Source organism: Phyllobacterium sp. P5_D12 (assembly GCF_054049495.1).
Window position 1 is genome coordinate 1 of the sequence record NZ_JBFUMG010000644.1, and the last position, 2,346, is coordinate 2,346.

The 2,346-nt window shown below is 56.1% G+C and carries 2 protein-coding genes; both read left to right on the top strand.

Features of this window, described 5'->3' with window-relative positions; all coding sequences use genetic code 11:
• Positions 1 to 105: 105 nt before the first annotated feature.
• Positions 106 to 1,719 (top strand): phosphoenolpyruvate carboxykinase, encoded by a 1,614-nt coding sequence (locus ACXJ5O_RS24680; protein WP_457302206.1) that lies wholly within the window; start codon positions 106 to 108, stop codon positions 1,717 to 1,719.
• Positions 1,720 to 1,833: 114 nt separating this feature from the next.
• The gene (arfB, locus tag ACXJ5O_RS24685; protein WP_457302207.1) at positions 1,834 to 2,271 is read left to right on the top strand and encodes an alternative ribosome rescue aminoacyl-tRNA hydrolase ArfB; all 438 of its coding nucleotides are present in this window, start codon (positions 1,834 to 1,836) and stop codon (positions 2,269 to 2,271) included.
• Positions 2,272 to 2,346: the final 75 nt, after the last annotated feature.

Below are 2,346 nucleotides of genomic sequence, written 5' to 3' on the forward strand. Positions count from 1 at the left end.
GTATTTCTGCTTTTGAACATGGGCAGCCGCATTCATGCTGGAAGATGCAGGAAGCAGCACGTGTTAACTTGACCCCTCAACGCATTCTTAAACAATGGCGGACACATGACTAGAGAGACCGGTATTCATAACGCGACGATCGCGCTCGGCACCTCAGGCTTGAAGGATGTTTCGGCGGTCTATTATAATCTGGGAGCCGCGGAACTCTACGAGGAGACCTTGCGCAGAGGCGAAGCAGAGCTGACAGCGCAAGGTGCGCTTGTTGCTCGTACTGGCCAGCATACAGGGCGCTCGCCAAAGGACAAATTCGTCGTGCGCGACGCGTCAACCGACGCTCATGTCTGGTGGGACAATAACGCGCCGATGTCACCTGAGGCATTTGAGGTGCTCTATGCAGATTTTATTGAGCAGGCAAAGGGCAAGGAACTGTTTGTCCAGGATCTCATCGGTGGCGCCGACGAAGAATACAGACTGAACACGCGCGTCATCACTGAATTTGCCTGGCATTCACTGTTCATCCGCAATTTGCTGATTCGCCCGGATCGTACCGCCCTGCCTGATTTCGTGCCACAGATGACAATCATCGATCTTCCGTCCTTCCGCGCCGATCCCGCAAAGCATGGCACGCGCTCGGAGACAGTAATCGCCGTCGATCTCAATCGCATGATCGTGCTGATTGGAGGCTCGGCCTACGCCGGCGAAATGAAAAAGTCCGTTTTCACGGCGCTCAACTATATCCTGCCGGCCAAAGGCGTCATGCCGATGCATTGCTCGGCCAATGAGGGCCCGGACGGCGATACTGCCGTCTTTTTCGGTCTCTCGGGTACGGGCAAGACCACCCTCTCGGCTGATCCTACACGTACACTGATCGGCGATGACGAACATGGCTGGGGCCAGCACGGTGTCTTCAATTTCGAGGGTGGTTGCTACGCCAAGACCATTCGCCTTTCCGCCGAGGCGGAACCGGAAATTTACGCGACGACCCAGCGTTTCGGCACTGTGCTTGAAAATGTCGTTCTCGACGAAAACCGGGAGCCGGACTTCAACGATGGTTCGCTGACGGAAAATACGCGCTGTGCGTATCCCCTCGACTTCATCCCGAATGCATCGAAGACCGGCAAGGCAAGCCATCCGAAGAACATCATCATGTTGACCGCGGATGCCTTCGGCGTCATGCCGCCCATCGCCAAACTTACCCCGGCGCAGGCAATGTATCACTTCCTCTCCGGCTACACCGCCAAAGTCGCCGGTACGGAACGCGGCGTGACCGAACCCGAGGCAACGTTCTCGACGTGTTTCGGTTCGCCCTTCATGCCGCGTCATCCGTCGGAATATGGCAATCTCTTGCGGCAGCTGATTGCCGATCACAACGTCGATTGCTGGCTGGTAAACACAGGCTGGACCGGTGGTGCTCATGGCATAGGCAAGCGCATGCCCATCAAGGTAACGCGGGCGCTGCTTGCGGCGGCGCTCGACGGTTCGCTGAAGAACGCGCAGTTCCGGACAGACCCGAATTTCGGTTTTGCAGTGCCTGTTTCTGTGCCGGGCGTGGATGATGCAGTCCTCGATCCTCGCTCGACCTGGGCGGACAAGCCCGGCTATGATGCCCAGGCAACGAAGCTGGTTGATATGTTTATTCGCAACTTCGGCAAGTTCGAAGGCCACGTTGACGGTGACGTCAGGGCGGCAGCTCCGCATACGCCGGTCGCGGCGGAATAATCGCCTGTCTTTTGCAAATTCAAAACCCCGCTGGTGTCCAGCGGGGTTTTCTTGCATTTTTGCGGCACAGAGCGGTGCTTTCCGCGAATCAAAGATTAGGCTACCAATCCTTTTATGGAAGAGAGCCGCAGCCGCATCAGAATAAGCAATAGAATCTGGATCGACGAGGACGATCTGGAGGAAAGCTTCATTCGCTCCGCTGGTCCCGGCGGACAAAATGTCAACAAAGTTTCGACGGCTGTCCAACTGCGATTCTTGGCGGCGCGCGCCGATTTGCCAGACGATGTTTTTGCTCGCCTCATCAAACTTGCGGGCCAAAGAGCGACCAAAGACGGCGATGTGCTTATCGAGGCCAACCGTTTTCGCACGCAGGAGCGCAACAGGCAGGACGCTCGCGAGCGCATGATTGCATTGATTGCGAAGGCCGCAGAGCCGCCACCGCCACCGCGCAAGAAAACCAGACCAACAAAGGGGTCGATTGAGCGCCGTCTCAAGGAGAAATCAGGACGCGCCGATGTCAAAAAGATGCGCGGCAAGGTGAAGGGAGATTAGAGTCAGAACCTGTTAATAGAAACGAATATTAACCGCAGGTATTAATCTTGGCTTTTCAACTGCATCACGTAATGC